We start from the raw sequence: 16875 nt of genomic DNA on the forward strand, positions 1-16875 counted from the left end.
AAGTTCGATGACGATCCTGACTGAAAAACCAGATGTCATAGAGCCTGACAGTGATGAGTCTGCTGCAGTCCTACTGACGTCGCACCAAATACTGCTGACGGCCCCTGGTGGACCGTTTGAGCTGAAACCCGAGCTGCGTCAACTATGTGCGTTGACCAGCGATGGGATTTTGTATGTGTCAGCCCAACACCAAACGGATGCCTATGTCATGGCATTCGAGGACCAGCTGGAACACGAAAATCACCACTTTGAGGTCAAGGTCTGCTCGATGAGCACAATCAAGGCACTCTACCGCGCCAATGATGATGCAAATGGTAAAGCACTATCGGCGACTGAGACGAAGCGCCAGGCCCAGGTGGTGCAGCTTTTAGGAGAAGCCCACCGGCGCAATGCCAGCGACGTCCACTTTGTCGTAGGTCACGATATCACTCGAATCTTCTTTCGCATCCACGGGCTCTTGTGGGAGGCAGAACAGCACCAGAGCCAGGTGGGCATGGAGCTCTGCTCGTCCCTCTACAACAGCATGTGCGATGTCGCGAAAGACCACTACCAGCCGCAGGTGAGCCAGGACGCCAGGGTAAAACGCGCCTATGTCGACCAACTCGGTTTGTTCGGTGCCCGAGTCGCCACTCGGCCGCTCGTAGATGGCCCTCTGATGGTTTTGCGTCTGCTGTATGACGACAAAACCAAAATGACGCTTAGTGATCTCGGTTTCCTGACGCAGCAAATTGATGCATTCAGCCGCATCCGCAGCTTGCCTTATGGGGTGAACCTGATCACTGGACCCACCGGTTCCGGCAAATCGAAGTCGCTGCAGGTAAACCTGAACCTCTTGCACGAAGAGTGCGGTGGAACAAAACACATTCTGACGATGGAAGATCCACCTGAATATCCACTTCTCGCCAATCAGTCACCGCTGGGCGCCGGTGAAACCTGGAATGACGGGATCACCAATTCCATGCGACTCGACCCTGACATTCTCATGTATGGGGAGATCCGGGACCTTGCATCAGCACAAGCGGCTTTCCGCGGCGGTATGACTGGTCACCTGGTGCTGACGACACTGCACACCAACAACGCTGTAGCAGCTCTTCAACGACTGATCGACATGGGTGTAGACCGACACCTGGTTACTGATCCTGCACTGATGACAAGCGTGGTCAATCAATCCCTCTTGCCCGTGCTGTGTTCCCACTGCCGCGTCCCCGCACGCGAGCATCTCGGGCAGCTCAACAGTGCGCTGGTGCAGCACTTGCGCGATTTGGAAGCGATTGATGAGACCTACCTCAAAGGACCGGGATGCCCGCATTGCAAAGGCTTGGGCATCACCGGTCGCACGGTGGTTGCGGAAACTTTGCTCACCGACCTTGAATTCATGCGCGTTTTCAATGGGCAGGGTGCAAGTGCGGCACGTCGCCACTGGGTCAAGGAAATGGGCGGTATTACCAAGACCGCACACACGATCATCAAACTGAAACAAGGATTAGTAGACCCCCGCCACGCCGAAATGACGGTGGGGCCGTTGGACTTTGACCGGCAAATCCTGGAGCTCGCTCATGCTGAGTGACGTCAGAGCGATGCTGAATCGTTGGGCAGAGACCTTCTATGCCAAGCAGTTTGGCAAAAACGAAAGAATCCAGTTCTACGAGAGCCTGATGGGCATCCTTGAGGATGGTGTGTCGCTTGAAGACGCACTGCACACGGTGGCCAGAGCATTCAGCGATAACGGGCAGAAGCTCCATCCAGTGTCCCTTGCCTGCAGGGATATCGCGCAATCGGTAAAAGGTGGGAAATCGCTGAGCATTTCCTGCGAAGGCTGGGTTCCCTATGACGAGAACTCTTTGATCGCTTCCGGGGAAGACACCGGCAACCTGGTGCAGGCATTTCGGGACTGCGTGAGGATCATCGAAGTACGTCAGCGGATCAGCAAACTCGTAGCGTCCGCCACCGTTTTCCCCTCCATGGTGTGGAGCGTCATGGCGGCGTTGCTGTATGTGATTGCAGTGTGGATGGTGCCCTCCATGACACGACGCTCCAACCCCGAGGCGTGGACCGGCGTGCCGGCCTTCCTCTATGCCCTATCGAATTTCGTGACCCACTACGGGCTAGTGACGCTGATAGCTGTAATCGTCTTTATCCTCATATCGATCATCACTCTACCCGTGTTTTGCGGCCTTCAGATTACGGCCGCCAGCCCTTCGTGGAAGCTGCAGTTGAACAAGCTGCTCCAGGTCCTGCGAGTCCGAGCAGAGAGGCTCCCGCCTTGGTCAGTCTACAAGGCGCTCCACGGATCGATCTTTCTGCTCAACATGGCTGTGATGCTGCGCTCCGGCATCAACCAACTAGATGCGCTGACCTCTCTTCAACGCAATGCCTCTCCATGGTTGAAAGAGCGCCTGAGCGCCATTCATTACGGAGTGAGCGCCGGCAAAAACTTCGGTACCGCATTGAAGCTTGCGGGTCATCAATTCCCAGACCCCATGGCGATGCATTTTCTGGAAGTGCTCGCCACCCGCAAAGGCTTCGCTGAGTCGATGGAACGGTTTTCCAACCGGTGGCTGGAGCAAACGCTTCAGCGCGTCGAAGCCATCGCCAAATCTCTTATCGGCATGTCCTCCATGGCCATGGGGGTCATGATGATTCTGGTAGTGGTCGGGATCTTCCAGTTGGCCGGCAATGTGACTGCAACGCTTTAAATCAAACCTAAATGAGGTACTGGAAATGCCAACAAACACTCAAAACAACCAACGCGGATTTCTCTCCCTGGACGGGATGTTCTGGTTGATGCTGATCGCGGTGGCACTTGGTTTCATCGTGTTCATGGGCTACAGAACGTTCGGCAGCTCGGACGTCACCATTGAACAGAGCAATCTCGGCACGTTGCTGAGCAATACCAAACGACTGAAAAGCACCACGGGCTACGCCACGGCAGGCACCAACTTGGCGCCTTCTTTGATCAACCTCGAGGCAACTGGCGGCATGAGCATCAACGGTAATGCCCTGTCCAACCGCTGGAACGGCGCAGTGACCGTAATGAGCAACGGCATGACCTTCACCATCACAGAATCCAACCTTCCGAAAAATGCCTGCATCACCCTTGCCTCGAACATGGCCAAGGACAAACAGACAACGACGGCGATCAATGGCGGCACTGCAATTGCCGGCGAAATCACTGCGGTGGCAGCTGCGACCAGCTGCTCCTCGGACGCCAATACCATCGCTTGGACTTCGTACTAAGGAACTCAGTGTGAGCGTGATCTCTGATGCTGAATTCGTCGACCTGTACCTCGGCGATGGATTTGCCGACGCCAAAGGTCTCCCTGGGCAGGCACGAAGGGTTGAAGCGCCCGCCGAATGGCGGGCAGACCTTGAGCGCTTACGGGCGCAGTGCGAGGAAAAGCACAAGGCAACCCAGGATCCAGAGTTCGCCCTAATTGAAGATGGCGTCGTCCTTCGTGTAACCCAGTTGCTGGATTTGAATGGCAAGCCTGTGTTTGTCGTAAGCAAATCCTCAGTCCAGATCCGTCCATTGGACATGCTGGGTCTGCCCGACTATCTGCAGGACGCGCTGATGAGCGACACGGTACGCGGCCTGATATTTATTTGTGGGGAAATGGGCACAGGGAAAACCTCAAGTGCTGCATCACTGGTGAAAGCACGTCTCGAGGCCTGGGGAGGCATTTGTGTGGCTGTAGAGGATCCTCCAGAACCATTTTTGAATGGCAGGCATGGGAGTGGGCGCTGCATTCAAGTTCCGGTCTCTCGCCGGATGGGGGGATACGAGGAAGCTTTGATCCTAGCGCTGCGCACAAGAGCCGATTTCCTGTTCGTGGGAGAAATTCGCGACAGCTCGACAGCAGCACAAGTAATTCAAGCCTCGATCAATGGCCATCTCATTATCAGCACAGGTCATGCCGGCAGCGTTACTCAAGGCATTGAACGTATATCAGCCCTGGCTCAGCCGTTACTCAATAACGCCCGAGAGCTGCTCTCCAAGGGGTTGGTGGCTGTTCTTCACCAGTCCTTATCAAGTGGCAACGAAGGAAGTCGTCGATTAACCCTGCAGAGCCTGCTTTTCACAGGCGATGACGGACCGGGCATCCGAGAGAAAGTCCATGCAGGAAAGATCACGATGCTCGATCACGACATCGCTCACCAATCATCAAGGAGTCTCTGGAATGACCAGTAGGATCAAGCAGCGGGGGTTCTTGAGCTTGGACATGGCGATCGGATTGGCCGTTTTCTCCGTTGTCGTCACTTTGGCGATCGCATGGCAAATCAAGCAGATGGATTCTCAGGACTATCGAATTGCGGCTGATCAACAGAGAACCATTTCAGAGGCATTGGCCAAATATCTGAAGGATAACTACAGCGTGGTGCTGGCCAACGCGGCAGCAACCGTACCGGTGCAAATAACCGTTCCGATGCTCGTCAACACCAACTACCTTCCTGCAGGTTATAGCCCCACTAACGCCTTTGGGCAGACCATTGTCGGCCTCGCCCGGAAACCCAACGCCAATCAACTGGAAGTGATTGTGGTTACTACAGGTGGGCAGACGATTCCTGAAATGGGTATTCGAACCATCGCTGAAAATCTCGGAGGACCTGGTGGGTTCATCTCTTCTGCCAATCCGAACATCGTCCAGGGCGTGCGGGGTGGATGGCAGGTAGCACTAAGTAACTATGCTATAGCTCCTGGCCCAGGACATACAGCTAGCGCACTTTTTCTTATGGATGGAGCGTTGGCTAATGACTATCTATATCGAAACGCAGTGCCCAATCATCCAGAATTCAACACGATGAATACTGATATCACGATGGGCAACCACAATATTAACAACGCAGGAAGTATCACAGCGTCAGGCAACATAACAGCTAACGCCGACATTACAGCTCGAAACGTTATCGCCACAGCCAATGTTAATGCCGCTACTGCAACCATTACCGGTGATACCAGCACAGGTGGTTGGTTCAGAACACGTGGTGACACAGGCTGGTACAGCGAAAAATGGGGAGGCGGGATTTATCAAAATAGCCCCAACTGGGTCCAAGTTTATAACGACAAAAACTTTTCAACCGGAGGTGAACTATGGGGTGGAAAGATAACCTCGACGGGCAAGATAACGGCCTATGATCGCATTCAGACAAATGAATATTTGTCCCTGGGAGGCATAGCTACCGAGGGGCAACAGTGCAGTGACCGAACCCTTCTTGCAAAAAGCGCCGCGGGAATAACGTTGTCCTGCGAACAAGGCTTATGGAAAAGACCAGGTGGGTGGGAATTCCAGCTGATCCAGGGCACCTGCCAGGCGCCTGCCAGAGGAAGTGTGACCTGCTCCCTTGGCGACACTACATGGAAGTCATGCTCTTTAACTGGCGCTTTTGGCATCGGGGATAGTGAGACTGGGTACATCTTCAGAAATGCAAGTGGATGGTTTCTCTCCACATCTCGACTTTCCTGGCCAGGTCTTTTCTATTGGAGCTGCTTCAAATAAAGCATCCATTTATAAAATTTCAAAAACGTTTTATAGTATGTTTATGGGGATTATTGCAGTGCAGACGCTTGAGAATAACGTTGAGTATAGTGCTGGAGAATTACAGACCTGGCTAAGCACCCGAAGCAGGATATGCTCAACTGTGCTATGGCGTCGCGCACTAGAAGAAAAAGAGGCATTCGAGGTCGGCGAGTTCACTTACAAGTTACAACCAACGGCCTCTGGTCGTTATTTAGTAAAAAAGATCGCCACTATGGAATTAATCAATCCACAACGCAAACCAATGAGCATCAAGCGAGCCGCAAAGTGGACTGTCATTGCGCTTGGCCTAGTAGGAATTTGCTTAACATTGATTATCCTCACGAAATAGTTTTGTTATTGACGCGTAGGTGGTAACAACCACCATTTTGTGGATGGAGCTCATATCATGACAATGCAATGGCTCGTTTTGATGATTGTGCTCATTGCCTCCAGCATTTTCATGGAGAACCAACATCAGGACCAACGTACATCCGACTACGCTACCCTCGACTCACTGGGTCGCGGCTTTCTGGTGTACCGATCTGCCGCTACCGAATATGCCCAGGCCAACCCGGGCTTCAGCGGAGTACCGAGCGATTCTGCGCTCAACCTACCTGGGTGGTTTGTGAAACCTGTGGGCGTAGGTTCTTACATCTCATCAGGAACGGTCTATACTTATTTTGATGGGGTTGCACCGTCAGGCTTGCCTTCTGTGCTGGTAGACCTGACAAAGACAACTACCGTTGGTTTAAAGCGTTCAGGAATGCTGATTTCACAGATAACTGGGGCGACCGGTATAGCAATTCCGTCCCCTGTTCCCGAAGGTGCGGTCGTCGCAGTCAATTAGTCTGAGTCGACCGACTTTGAAAGGCGCCGGGTTGCATAAGCTCCGGCCTATCAACATAATGATCACAACAACGTTTCCACCCCGTTGGCTACTGGCGGTCATCAGTAGCGCCCGGTGATGCGGCTTGCCTCATCACCAACCCCAAAGCACGCATAGCTCCGGGAAGGGCGTGCGGACCTGGTTCAGAGCTCTCCCTGTGTCTCCCTGTTCAAGCCAGACACGCAGCCGTCTAACTCGTGAATTGCGAGTTCAAAGGCACATAGGGCTCTGTTGAGGTTCGAAGCACCGTAGTCTAAGGGCCACACTGGTGTTGTGGCCCACACTTTTTAAAGCTCACACAATAGGTAGCCTGATCATCTTGCAAAGGATGATCAGGCTACCTATTGGTAGCTGCTTTTCCTTGCCGGTGGCCCGCCGGCGAAACGCAGGGCTCCCTTTGTGCGCGGATGCGTGCCTTATGCTAGCTGGCCTCAGCCACGATAATCGGCCAGGTGTTGGAAGTAAGACGTTCAGATCACAGCCCAGGGATCAACAACGCCTTCATCCCGCACAGGTGGTATTTTTTTCTGAAAGACGCTACTTACTACATCCGAGAGTGACTGTTGACCCAGCTACTCTCGGTAGCTTCTCCTGTCGACCTGAACCTTCTTTGCCCTCCGCGAAATATCCCTCTCCGCTTGACACATCACCATCCCCCCTTCGATGATATGGACGTGCTTTGCTGACGTCGTCAGCATCATGCCCAGGCAGTCAGGATCTTGAAGACTGCGACACGATGTTCGTGTCAGATCCGCCCAAGACCGCTGAGCTTCTGGTAGCGCGGTCGGTCGACAATCGTCGATGGAAGCACCTTATGCAACTCACCTCGCGGGGAATCACTTCCCCAACGGGGTCAGTGGGTTCTCCGCATTCAACCTGCAGGAGAATCACCATGTCCAAACTTGCTTATGGCTTCGGTTTCGCGCTTGGCACCATCACGCGACAGTTTCTGCGTGCGGTAAAGAAAACCAGCGCTGCGCCCACAGCTATCCATACCAAAGCAGCTCCGTTGCTTCCACCGCCCTGCGTACCTGAGCGTCTCGTACGTGAGATGGATCATGTACCGGCAATAACTCGTAAAGGTGTCGACCTGAACCTTTGGTACGCGGCTAACACTCGAGTGGTCGAAAAGCCAGCTCGGAAACCGCGTAAGAAGCCAGCTGCACGCTCGTTGGTGCCAGCAACTTGCTAAGTCTGCGTCCTTCGCCTCTGTAGGGAGCCTTCCCAAAGGGAAGGTTTCCTCAGAGTTTTCACGGTAGGGGCTTGACAAGCGACAATCGTATTTCCATGATCTGCACATGTATCGCTGACGTCGTCAGCAACATGCCCAAGTAGTCTGGATCCGCAAGACTACGATGCGGTTTTCTGCATTGATCCACTCCCAAGATCGCCATAGCTTCCGGTAGCGCGATCAGTCGACTTAGTCGATGGAAGCACCTTTCCCACCCATGACGGGCCTACCCCGTCAGGGCAGGCCTCTCACTTTTGGAGGTCTGATGAAAACTGAACTGGCTCTCTACCAGGCGTTGATTTCGATTAACGTCCCGGAACAGAAGGCAAATGCTGTTATTGAAGCTTTGGAGACCGACATGCTTTCACGTTTGGCTACCAAGGCAGATTTAACTGCTCTTGCTGCAGAGTTCAAATCTGAGATTTCACAGCTTGAAGTCAAGCTCACCATTCGCATGGGCGTCATGTTGTCTGCAGCTGTCGGTGTAATGATTGCTGCAATGAAGCTGATGCATTAAACAACCTTAAGCTCCACCCACCCTCGCGGGGAATACTTTCCCCCTAGGGCGAAGTGTTTCTCCGCTTTCTGTTATTTCGAAACTGGAGAATCACCATGAGCACTAATCAATCCAACGAAGCAAAATTCTTCGACCTTCACACCACTGGTATCGGTTATCTCAACCGTATCCGTGAAGTGAAACCTCGCGGCAAAGGTAAGCCATTCATGGCAGTTACCGTTGCGGCTCTGCGCGGCTCGATGGATGATGCCGAGTATTCCTATATCGACTGCAACGTGGTCGGCGCTGAAGCTGAAAAGCTGATTCGTCGCAGCCAAGCAGCCGTTGAAGCCGGAAAGAAGGTCCTTGTGAGCTTCCGCATCGGTGATATCTGGACCGACGCATTTACCTACGAGAAAGGCGATAAAAAAGGTCAACCTGGAGCAAGCCTCAAGGGACGCCTGTTGTTTATCGGCTGGATCAAGGTGGATGGCCAAACCGTCTATGAAGCAAAGCCTCGTGAAGTAGAACCAGTTGTTGAAGACGGCGAAGCGGAACCTGAAGCACAGCTCGCAAGCGAAGAAGCATCCGAGCCAGTAGCAGAGGAACAATCCAAGCCAACGCCCGCTAAACAGCAGCGTACGGCATCTTGATTCACTTTGTTGAAAGGCACCCTTCGGGTGCCTTCATTATTATCAAAGTCCGCAGGGAACACCTCCCTTCCGGGCACGGTGATTCTCGTCCGTTGGAGACTCACCTTTATGAACACGTTATTTACGCAATCTCTCGATATACGCGTTGCTTATGCAAAAGCGGAAATCTATGGCGACGAGATTACCCAATATGAGGCTGAGATCGAGGCTCATATTCTGGGTGCCGACGCGTACCGCGCCGGCCAGCCGATCGTACCCGAGCTGTTCAAAACCGTTCCTGCGCTCAGTCGAGCTTGGGGCGAAGGAGTGAACGCGGCCATTAATGGTGGCGGTTGGTCACGCTTTACTGAAGAAGACCAGCAGCAGCTAATAACACCGGAACCATACATTGTGTCGGATTTTGCATACGGGAAACTTGCATTCGCCGAGTGCGGTATCGAGTACCCCCTCCAAATACTGAAGAGCGCTGCGGGCTATTACATTGGTACCGCTGATGAGTTTGAACCGGTATCAAGGGAGTCCGAAGAATACTACCGCAGCGAATATGCCGCGAAACAAGCTTTTGACCTCAACCTCTGGACACAACGCCACGTGTGCTGGTCCTGACATAACCAAAACATACCTAACCGGGAAACCACTTCCCGGACGGGCCGGGTGGTTTCTCACACCTGGAGATAAACATGCAAAGCACCACTAACCTCGTGTCGTCTGACCTGCTCAAGCTCCCGGTCGTTTTAACACCCCGGGCCTGGCAGGAAGCGGTGCATATTGAAAACCCTCAGGATGCAAGTGTTGTCAGTGAGCGACTGGGCGAAGTTGTCCTGGAGGCCTACCGAGAACTGCACTTGCAACCTGACAGCACACAGATCCATTTCGGCCTCTATCGTTTATTGCCTGCCGGCAATAGCACTGATCGAGTCTGGCTGGACCTAAAACTTGACCGTATAGAATCACCGCCAGGCGTTTTCTATCTGTACATCTCACTCAAGGAAGAAACTCATACTTCTTGCCCGTAATCCTTCGACAATCACAGCACTGCCCAAAGCCCGACACCTGTCGGGCTTTTTTCATTCGTAGCAGTGTGGAGCTGCCCATGATCAACATCCCCGGCCAACTGGCCATCCGTACCATCAGCGGCCGTAATGGCGAATTCAACGTCGGACGGCTTTCGACCTCTATCGGTGAGTTCGTGATCAAAGACGCACTCCTCGATCAGTACGATGAAGGCAAATACCGAGGCGACTTTCTGATAACGGAGATCCGTCCTTCGTATTACTCCACAGCAGGCCGCCTGATCGTTGAGATCCGTGCAAGGCTGGAAAGCATGAGCCTCGACGACGTCGACAATCTGACACCAGAAGACGCCGCCAGGCTCTCGCCAAACGAGCCTGACCCTATGGATGAAGAGTCTTCTTCCAACCTCTCCAAGCCTGTGCAGCGTAATAATCCGCCCGCCCTACCGGCCACCAATAAACAGGTATCAAAAGAGGATGCCCCGTTCGGGATGACCCCGACCGGCGCAACCAACGACCTCGAGGCAGATGCCGAGTTGTTCGGCACAATCTGGCCTCTAAGCTATACAGTCAGGCTGGACACAACTGTTGATCGTCAGCAACTACGCCAACAGTGCAGTCGGCTCTCGGAGCTCGGCTATTTACACAACTTCAAACTGCAGGTATGGAATATCTCCAATACCTAACGATGCCGGCGATACGCCAAGCCAATCGGCACATTCATGAGAGGCTCCCTCCTGGGCGCTCCTCGACTCAACAGGAGCAGCACATGAATCTAATCTTCAATAACCTGACCCAACAAATCCTTGAAAACATCGAAGATCAGCTCGCCAATAACGAGGTATCGACGAATGAGGAGCTTTGGGACTTCTTCGTAGAGGAGCTCGAAATGACGGCAGAACAAGCCGATGGCGCCGTTGCCCTTCGCCCCAAATACCTGGGGCAAATCTTTCTCACTGGGCACAGCCCACTATTTCAAAACGAGACGGTCTAGTTTGGCGCGGGGAGTCAGATCGATCTGGAGGGCATCACCATCAGGCTTTGTGTTAACGACAGAAAAGCCCTCCCAAAAAGGAAGAAAAGTATAATATCGCACATAAGAACGCCGGTTTGTTAGATGTGTTTGCTCGCACGAACATCATCAATCAAATCGGCGTTCTTGTTTCTGTGTTGCCCGGAATTCCTTGAAGGTAAGCGTCCGGTAAACACGCCTTCCTGACGCCAACGCCTTAATAGTTGAGATCGGTAGTAGACCACGCCGCACGCTTGCGACGCTTTAGCTGGCGCTGAGATTGAGCGGATGCTTGAACAACGTGACGTGGCCTAGGCCGCGATACAGGACAGGTTAGGAAATTCGCGGCCTCATCCAGACGCTGAGTTAGGCACGCGTCTGCAGTGCCCTGTTTACGTAAAGAGATGAGTTTAGCGACTAGATCAATTAGGCGAAATTCTAGCAAAGAATCCCGCCTAATCCGGTAGTCAGGCCGTCCTAGCGCGATTTGTGGCAACAATTTGCTCATCTGTAAACTGACTGCCGGGAACCATAAATTTTGCGATAAGTGCGTCTCGGTTTTGAGGTGCCCGTACCTTGTCTGCCGCCTCCAGCGCCATCTTCAGCTCCGGCAATGTTAGCTCGGTGCAGTAGGCTGGTGTTCCTGGTTGCTGACGCCACGAATCTTCAAGGCTACCAGCGGCAAGCGCGATAAAGCCCGTATCCTCAACGAGATCCTGCGCGACGGCCTCTGCATGAGTGTCATCCCCTGCTACATGTAAGCCAATGCGTGTCGAAGATCCAGTTGGTTGCCGATTGTCGGCAAGAGTCGCTGCAAGGACGGCGTTCCAAGCCTTAATGACCGGGCGGCTAAACTGCTCGCTTACCCAAACGTTCACGGGCTTGCCGTCGTCAACTTCTATGATTGCCCCGTCGCGTCCCGGATAGTAATTGGACGTGTCAATGACAACGACTTTCTCGGGGACATTCTTTAACGTCTGTTTGAGATCTGGATATTTTGGGAAGGGTATCGAGAGGATCACAACGCCTACCTCGGACACTGCCTCTTCCTTGGTCACAGCGTGTGCGCCGATTTCACTGACCAGGTTTTGAAGGCTTTCGGGGCCTTTCGAATTTGCCAGCTTAACTTCATGGCCGCACGCGACGAGCTTGCGGGCAAGGGTAGCCCCAATATTGCCGGCGCCGCTAACTCCGATTTTCACTTCAATAACCTCCTCACCCACAACCAATATTCAAGTTGCTACCTGGCTAGGTGTGCGAATGAATCAAGCGTGTCGCAAAGCCGCTGCGATCTGGGGTGAGCACGCATGTCGCTTGACTCAGGTAAATACGACTCTTCAAGAATGAAAGGTTACGCTGTCGGTAATCGGCACACGATGCCAGCGTCTAGCGGCATCCAAATTACCGCCATTCGCCCCTTTTGGGTCGGTAGCGACGACCACTTTCGACAATCGGTGTTAATGGTTAAGCCTCAGTCCGTTCCGCATCTCAACGGTGTCATCGACCTAACCCCTCACATCGAACGGCACTCTCGAGCTCCGTATCGCCGAGCATCATTTCAAAACCCGCGGTTTCTTCCTTACGAGATAGTTCAGTGATTAAGGAATCAGAATTTGCGATGAAAATATTGACCGCGGCCGGCGTTAAAAAACTAGGTAATTATGTTACTCAGCAGCGTTGCGAGGAGTTTGAGGTAATTTCGTGTCTGTGCTTAGCGACACCGCTACGTAGCGTAAATTTTTAGCTAGCCGTATTATTTTTGACGACGGATAACGAGATAGCTACAGCAGAATTACAATTCTGACACAATCCCAGCGGAACCTTCTTTTTTTGAGCCGTGTCAAAGTAGGCTGTTGACTAGCACCGTATCGCCGGCTAGAGGAGACGCAGGTCTGCAAAAAATCGCATACCAACAACATACTTTCATCCTAAACTACAATTAGTTTAAATGAGTTTTATTAGCCGTTCTGAAAGGTAGGATCCATATTTGTGTTTTTGTTTGTAGCGATGAGAATCTAGATTGAAGCCAACCACTACATTAGGCAAGGAGAAGCATGTGGGATCCAATCACGCTCATGGCGGTGCCGCTCTACGTGAAGGACACCAGAAAAAACTACTCATGGCGCTTGCCCTGACTGGTATTTTTATGATTGCGGAGGTTATCGGAGCATGCGTTACCGGCAGCCTAGCCCTGCTGTCTGATGCATCACATATGCTCACAGATACTGCTGCTCTGGCAATTTCACTGATTGCTCTCCAAATAGCCAAGCGGCCAGCGGACCAGAAACGGACTTTTGGATATGCTCGCATAGAGATCCTAGCCTCAACGTTCAATGCCTTATTACTCTTTATGGTCGCTGCCTACATTTTGTACGAGGCGTATCAGCGCTTGCTAGTACCGTCGGAGATTGCTACCGGTGCGATGATGTGGATCGCAATTGGGGGTCTTTTTGTGAACCTGATATCGATGCGTCTGCTCTCCTCTGCCAGCAGTGAAAGTCTGAATCTCAAGGGAGCCTATCTTGAAGTCTGGAGCGACATGCTTGGTTCATTGGGCGTGATCATAGCGGCACTTGTCATCCGATTTACAGGTTGGAGCTGGGTCGATACGATTGTCGCCGTAGCAATCGGTATATGGGTGTTTCCACGTACTTGGCAGTTGTTGCGCGAAAGCTTGGGGGGTACTTATGGAAGGGGTACCCGACAATCTCAATATTGCGGAAATAGAGTCCCTGATACTTGGAGTAGATGGGGTCATGGAGGTCCATGATCTGCATGTTTGGGCTCTAAGTAGTGGCCGCAATATCCTGACGTCGCACGTAGTCGTGCGAGATTCATTAAATCGAGATGTTATTCTCGCATCAGTCATTGACGCGGTGAGTAAATCGTTCGAAATTCATCACTGCACGATTCAAATGGAGCAAGCAGCCTTTCATGATAATGCTCCGAAGCCTTCACACTAGTCGTTTTTTTGATGACGCTAATTGTTGTATTTGCAGGCAGAAGCCCTAAGAAAAATCGACTTAAGATGCGTTCCCCAAGACTATACGCGCTTTTAAATATGCATTACTGCCACCTCTAAATTTAACGACTAATCGAGTTGACCGGCGGCCAATATTAAAGGAGCCTTCAGGCAGATTCGCCTGCTACGCGCACTGAAGGCATCCGCCAGCTTTGGCCTTAAAAACCTTACCATTGACAGATTCTCGATTATTCCAAACAATCAATTTATCATAACTATCAATAATATTGCGCAAAAATTACAAATTTGCAAAGCTTACGCGCATTTAGCCAATTCGCGCTAGGATCAGTTATTATTGAGTTAATGTAATGCGCATGAAAATAAATAATGAAATTAAACACCAAGCACACAGCAGTACTACCAATCAGCGTATAACCACACTGGCGGCCGATTGGACTATTATTTTACTCACATCCTGAGATAAGTTATGCGCGTTCTAGTTGTGGAAGACGAAACCAAAAACGTAGAATACCTTCAGCAGGGCCTTTCTGAAAGCGGGTACATCGTAAATATAGCAAACAATGGTGTTGATGCCGCTCACTTATTCAATACTAATATTTATTCGTTTCTGCTTCTCGATGTGAACCTCCCTGACATCAATGGCTTGGACCTTTTGGAAGTCATTAGAGAAACCAGCCGGGTCCGCGTCATTATGCTGACTGCCTGGGGACGAACCAACGACAAGCTCAAGGGTTTGGACGGTGGCGCAGATGACTACCTCGTCAAGCCCTTCGAGTTTCCCGAGCTGCTTGCTCGCATGCGCTCGCTGCAAAGACGTGGCGACGAGCTTTTTGAGAAAAACGCGCTGAGAATTTCGGATGTAGAGCTCGACTCTGTGCGCCATCGGGTGTTCCGTGGATCTACACGCATAGACCTCAACACCAAGAAATTTGCTCTCCTGCACCTTCTCATTAGTCGAGCTGGCAAAGCACTTACACGCTCTCAGAGCATCTGGCTGATATGGGACATGAACTTTGACTGCGATAATAACGTTATTGACGTCTCTATCCGGCGATTACGCTCGAAGATCGATGATCCATTTGAGACCAAGCTCATACATAAACTTCGAGGCATAGGGTACGTTCTGGAGGAGCGCGCATGAGGCCGTTCAGTCTGGCTGTGAAGCTGGGATTCAAAGTCGGTTTGATGAGCGCAGCGCTGCTCCTCCTTTTCGCCACCTTTGGGTATGTGATGGTGAGCCAAGCTCTCGAGAGAAACTCCCGAATGGACCTCGAAGTGAAAATGGCGGGTATGACTCACAACCTATCCGCTATCACTAGTATCGCTGATGTCAATCCAGACGCGCACCAGCTAGTTGACTTGGTCATGGGGCACAATAATCTGTACGTCAGCATCTTTGAGTCAGGACAAACGCAAACTCCACTGCTCTCAATAGGTTCGAAGGCAGTCAACCTGGAAGTGCACAAGTTCAAGCCAACCGAGCAGGTTAAACAGCACGAGTGGCGTGACTCCACGGGTCGCCCGCTACTTAGCGCTTCGCGAGTAATGAATCTAGGCGATGGAACCGAAGTTAGTGTGTTCATGACCATGGACCAGTCAGCCAACCAAGCCCTGCTCGATGCATTGCTAACCTGGGCGCTGATGGTCTCGCCTCTTATTCTCTTGCTGATCTTGGCCATTGGATGGTGGACTGTGCGCAGAGGACTACTGCCTCTGACCAAGTTCTTGAGGATTGCCTCGAAAATTTCCACCGAGAGCCTTGATCATCGCCTACCAACGAAGGGGATGCCGGCAGAACTGAAGAAGCTCGGCGATGGAATCAATATCATGCTGATGCGTCTAGATGATGGGGTTCAGCAGCTATCGCAGTTCTCGGACGATCTTGCTCACGAACTGCGTGCACCTTTGTCCAATCTCATGGGTAAGGCTCAGGTTGCGCTGACCCGGGAAAGGTCTCTTCCTGAGTACCGAGAAGTCTTGGAGTCGTGCACGGAAGAGTTGGACCGCATGAGTCGAATGGTTTCCGACATGCTATTTCTAGCCCAGGTCAGCCACCCCGCGTCAATGGTAGAATTCGAAAATGTCTGTTTGCTCGACGAAATTCAGCGGGTCTGCGACCTCTTCAGCATTACGGCCGAAGAAGGCGAAATACAACTCCAGCTCACAGGAAATGGCGTGGTGCGTGGCAATCAGATAATGATTCAACGAGCCATCTCGAACCTTGTCTCGAACGCGATTCGCTACTGCCCAAGAGGCCGGACGGTTTACGTGAAAGTTCAACGCGGTGCTAACGGAACTACCTTGAGTGTTGGTAACCCGGGGCGCGGAATCGCCAAGGAACACCAGGTGCATTTGTTCGAGCGGTTCTACCGTGTAGACAAAAGCCGAGCACGAAATGAAGGTGGTACGGGTCTGGGCCTAGCTATAGTACAGTCAATTATGGGATTGCATCAGGGTTCTGCGAGCGTAGAAGTGACTGATCAGAATTTTACCTGGTTTCACCTCAACTTTCCCTACACCCAAATGAAGCAAACGCAAATGGGCGCAGCCTAGGTCCCGTATATGGAGGGGGCCGATTTTAGAAGAGCTCTCTTTTTTACTTGAAAGCTTTAATGCCTGAGGGCTGCCGTATTGTTTTGGTCTTTAGCTCGACGTCTAGAGGGGAAGGCAGCCCTACCCGAAAATATGGCGAGCAGCCACATATAACGCGACCTTATCGGCACGCCCCCCCCCCCCCCCCCCCCCGCCTTAAACTCTTTCACGCCCCTCTGAGTGAACCACAGACGGAGTCAAAAAAATTCGACAGCCAGTTTGACTAACCGCCAACGGCGCCGCATTTGAGATGCCAGCTAATCTAGCCGTTAGCTTCGATGCGTAAACAAAAATATCCAATCGCTGCTACACAGTCTTTAGATCGTTTATGGCTAGCTTCCACTAGTGGCAAAAAATCCAAAAACATCAATGGCTTAGATATCACATTAAAGGTTATGAAAGAAAAATAGCCTGCTTCGGAGCTTTCACAAACACAAAATTTATACCGTTTCACCAAACGCATAAATTACGAAATTGTAATGATTCCCTCACC

The 16875-nt window shown here is 51.9% G+C and carries 16 protein-coding genes and 1 pseudogene; 16 read left to right on the forward strand and 1 reads right to left on the reverse strand.

Annotated elements, in window-relative coordinates:
• Positions 1–7 precede the first annotated feature (7 nt).
• The 13 genes from MHH62_RS12070 (at position 8) to MHH62_RS12130 (ending at position 10789) form a co-directional block, all read left to right on the forward strand.
• Entirely contained in the window at positions 8–1567 is a 1560-nt protein-coding gene (locus tag MHH62_RS12070) for an ATPase, T2SS/T4P/T4SS family (protein ID WP_019818093.1), read from the forward strand.
• Entirely contained in the window at positions 1557–2696 is a 1140-nt protein-coding gene (locus MHH62_RS12075; protein ID WP_019818094.1) for a type II secretion system F family protein, read from the forward strand. The genes MHH62_RS12070 and MHH62_RS12075 overlap by 11 nt, the downstream gene beginning before the upstream one ends.
• Before the next feature lie 88 nt (positions 2697–2784).
• Positions 2785–3237, forward strand: a complete 453-nt coding sequence (locus MHH62_RS12080) for a type 4 pilus major pilin (protein WP_171902656.1) — start codon at positions 2785–2787, stop codon at positions 3235–3237.
• A 10-nt stretch (positions 3238–3247) separates the two neighbouring features.
• Positions 3248–4189: an ATPase, T2SS/T4P/T4SS family gene (locus tag MHH62_RS12085; protein WP_008437359.1), complete on the forward strand. Its 942-nt coding sequence runs from the start codon at positions 3248–3250 to the stop codon at positions 4187–4189.
• Positions 4179–5495, forward strand: coding sequence for a shufflon system plasmid conjugative transfer pilus tip adhesin PilV (gene pilV / locus MHH62_RS12090; protein WP_019818096.1), 1317 nt, complete (start codon positions 4179–4181; stop codon positions 5493–5495). The genes MHH62_RS12085 and pilV overlap by 11 nt, the downstream gene beginning before the upstream one ends.
• The gene (locus tag MHH62_RS12095) at positions 5428–5865 is read left to right on the forward strand and encodes a hypothetical protein (protein WP_124356003.1); all 438 of its coding nucleotides are present in this window, start codon (positions 5428–5430) and stop codon (positions 5863–5865) included. The genes pilV and MHH62_RS12095 overlap by 68 nt, the downstream gene beginning before the upstream one ends.
• Before the next feature lie 57 nt (positions 5866–5922).
• A complete protein-coding gene (gene pilM, locus MHH62_RS12100) occupies positions 5923–6363 on the forward strand; it encodes a type IV pilus biogenesis protein PilM (protein ID WP_339232996.1) in 441 nt (146 codons plus the stop codon).
• Positions 6364–7898: 1535 nt separating this feature from the next.
• Positions 7899–8150, forward strand: a complete 252-nt coding sequence (locus tag MHH62_RS12105) for a hypothetical protein (RefSeq protein WP_008437363.1) — start codon at positions 7899–7901, stop codon at positions 8148–8150.
• A 95-nt stretch (positions 8151–8245) separates the two neighbouring features.
• Positions 8246–8782: an STY4534 family ICE replication protein gene (locus MHH62_RS12110; protein ID WP_019818099.1), complete on the forward strand. Its 537-nt coding sequence runs from the start codon at positions 8246–8248 to the stop codon at positions 8780–8782.
• A gap of 387 nt (positions 8783–9169) precedes the next feature.
• The gene (locus MHH62_RS12115) at positions 9170–9388 is read left to right on the forward strand and encodes a hypothetical protein (protein WP_032873290.1); all 219 of its coding nucleotides are present in this window, start codon (positions 9170–9172) and stop codon (positions 9386–9388) included.
• A 74-nt stretch (positions 9389–9462) separates the two neighbouring features.
• On the forward strand, positions 9463–9798 hold the full coding sequence (locus MHH62_RS12120) for a hypothetical protein (RefSeq protein WP_019818101.1): 336 nt from the start codon (positions 9463–9465) through the stop codon (positions 9796–9798).
• A gap of 77 nt (positions 9799–9875) precedes the next feature.
• Positions 9876–10481: a DUF3275 family protein gene (locus MHH62_RS12125; protein WP_019818102.1), complete on the forward strand. Its 606-nt coding sequence runs from the start codon at positions 9876–9878 to the stop codon at positions 10479–10481.
• Between the two features lie 83 nt (positions 10482–10564).
• Positions 10565–10789, forward strand: a complete 225-nt coding sequence (locus MHH62_RS12130) for a hypothetical protein (RefSeq protein ID WP_019818103.1) — start codon at positions 10565–10567, stop codon at positions 10787–10789.
• 485 nt (positions 10790–11274) lie between these two features.
• Here the strand turns inward: MHH62_RS12130 and MHH62_RS12135 are convergent, their stop codons facing one another.
• Positions 11275–12030, reverse strand: a complete 756-nt coding sequence (locus MHH62_RS12135; protein ID WP_019818104.1) for an NAD(P)-binding domain-containing protein — start codon at positions 12028–12030, stop codon at positions 11275–11277.
• A gap of 833 nt (positions 12031–12863) precedes the next feature.
• On the opposite strand from MHH62_RS12135, the pseudogene MHH62_RS12140 reads away from it, so the two are divergent.
• The 3 genes and pseudogenes from MHH62_RS12140 (at position 12864) to MHH62_RS12150 (ending at position 16343) form a co-directional block, all read left to right on the forward strand.
• Positions 12864–13770, forward strand: a pseudogene (locus tag MHH62_RS12140) (cation diffusion facilitator family transporter).
• A 486-nt stretch (positions 13771–14256) separates the two neighbouring features.
• On the forward strand, positions 14257–14931 hold the full coding sequence (locus tag MHH62_RS12145) for a heavy metal response regulator transcription factor (RefSeq protein WP_019818106.1): 675 nt from the start codon (positions 14257–14259) through the stop codon (positions 14929–14931).
• Positions 14928–16343, forward strand: a complete 1416-nt coding sequence (locus MHH62_RS12150) for a heavy metal sensor histidine kinase (RefSeq protein ID WP_339232999.1) — start codon at positions 14928–14930, stop codon at positions 16341–16343. Before MHH62_RS12145 ends, MHH62_RS12150 begins: the two co-directional genes overlap by 4 nt.
• The last annotated feature ends 532 nt before the right edge of the window (positions 16344–16875 follow it).

The organism is Pseudomonas sp. FSL L8-0168, from assembly GCF_037976155.1.
GTDB lineage: Bacteria > Pseudomonadota > Gammaproteobacteria > Pseudomonadales > Pseudomonadaceae > Aquipseudomonas > Aquipseudomonas paracarnis.

Coding starts and splice junctions, on each gene's coding strand:
- MHH62_RS12070 (WP_019818093.1), top strand. CDS start 8: ATGACGATCCTGACTGAAAAACCAGATGTCATAGAGCCTGACAGTGAT.
- MHH62_RS12075 (WP_019818094.1), top strand. CDS start 1,557: ATGCTGAGTGACGTCAGAGCGATGCTGAATCGTTGGGCAGAGACCTTC.
- MHH62_RS12080 (WP_171902656.1), top strand. CDS start 2,785: ATGCTGATCGCGGTGGCACTTGGTTTCATCGTGTTCATGGGCTACAGA.
- pilV (WP_019818096.1), top strand. CDS start 4,179: ATGACCAGTAGGATCAAGCAGCGGGGGTTCTTGAGCTTGGACATGGCG.
- pilM (WP_339232996.1), top strand. CDS start 5,923: ATGACAATGCAATGGCTCGTTTTGATGATTGTGCTCATTGCCTCCAGC.
- MHH62_RS12105 (WP_008437363.1), top strand. CDS start 7,899: ATGAAAACTGAACTGGCTCTCTACCAGGCGTTGATTTCGATTAACGTC.
- MHH62_RS12110 (WP_019818099.1), top strand. CDS start 8,246: ATGAGCACTAATCAATCCAACGAAGCAAAATTCTTCGACCTTCACACC.
- MHH62_RS12120 (WP_019818101.1), top strand. CDS start 9,463: ATGCAAAGCACCACTAACCTCGTGTCGTCTGACCTGCTCAAGCTCCCG.
- MHH62_RS12125 (WP_019818102.1), top strand. CDS start 9,876: ATGATCAACATCCCCGGCCAACTGGCCATCCGTACCATCAGCGGCCGT.
- MHH62_RS12130 (WP_019818103.1), top strand. CDS start 10,565: ATGAATCTAATCTTCAATAACCTGACCCAACAAATCCTTGAAAACATC.
- MHH62_RS12145 (WP_019818106.1), top strand. CDS start 14,257: ATGCGCGTTCTAGTTGTGGAAGACGAAACCAAAAACGTAGAATACCTT.
- MHH62_RS12150 (WP_339232999.1), top strand. CDS start 14,928: ATGAGGCCGTTCAGTCTGGCTGTGAAGCTGGGATTCAAAGTCGGTTTG.